Below are 1042 nucleotides of genomic sequence, written 5' to 3' on the forward strand. Positions count from 1 at the left end.
ATCGCCGTTGGCATTCACGAGGGAACTCCTAGCCGTCTGCCTACTGCTGGGGCCGATCGCTTTAATACTCGCTTTGCCTTACGTGCCTGTTCCCATCCAATGGAACAAATGATGGCTCTGCTAACATTGATTGAAGGTGGTGTTCTCGAACGCCATCCCCAACTCAAAGTGGGCTTTTTGGAGTCAGGATGCGGGTGGTTGCCCTATTGGTTGTGGCGGCTCGATCGAGAATACGAGAGTTCGCGCTGGGAAGTGGCCGATAATGTGAAGATGAAGCCCTCCGAGTATTTCCGCCGTCAGTGTTTTGTTTCTATGGAGCCTTCGGAGCCACACTTATCTCAAGTTATTGAGTATATCGGCTCCGATAACATCCTATTTGGTTCTGATTATCCTCATGGAGAATACGAATCGGATATTGTCGAGCAAGTAGTTGCTCTTGAGGGACAACTGCCCCAGGGAACTGTAGAAAAGATTTTGTGGGACAATCCGGCTCGTTTCTACGGGATCAGTTGAAGGGCACGAAGATAAACATGAGCATTTACTGTTCGATCTCAGAATTGTAGGTTAGGTTGAGCGAAACCCAACCTACAATTTTGCTTAATTCCTGAAAGCATTGATTCGACCCCATTCTTCCCCTAGCCCCTAGCTATAATATGGTCAACGAACCGTTTCCCGTTCCAGAAGTTGATGAGCGTTTACTGTTCGATCTAAGTTGCTCTAGAATCATCGGGCCAGTAATAACATTAGCGCAAGAAATCAATCTATTTAAGCTGATAGACGAAGCACCACAAACAATTGAAGATGCTGCCAAAAACCTCAAAATTACACCTATAATCTCTGAAGCTTTCATCGCAGTTCTTGCCGCATTTGGATTACTAGAAAGACAGAAAGATGGACGGTTTGGCCTGACAAAGCTGGCAAAAACATACATGATTCCAGATAGCCCATTTTACTATACGGGGTTTTGCCCTCCCCATGAATGGTATCTGGATCTGCTTCGCATGAAATTAATCGGTGGCGCTCAACCACCAATGCCGATGGC

General features: G+C 46.4%; 2 protein-coding genes. Both read left to right on the forward strand.

Translation table 11 applies throughout. The features are described 5' to 3' along the window. The coding region (locus QUA38_RS29185) for an amidohydrolase family protein (protein ID WP_333168048.1) at window positions 1-513 on the forward strand (513 nt) is incomplete at its 5' end. Window positions 514-653: 140 nt separating this feature from the next. Further along, window positions 654-1042, forward strand: a 389-nt coding sequence (locus QUA38_RS29190) for a methyltransferase family protein (protein WP_333168050.1), incomplete at its 3' end; no start/stop codon positions are given.

Origin of the sequence: Microcoleus sp. Pol12B4 (genome assembly GCF_036701385.1) — a bacterium.
Classification (GTDB): Bacteria; Cyanobacteriota; Cyanobacteriia; order Cyanobacteriales; family Microcoleaceae; genus Microcoleus.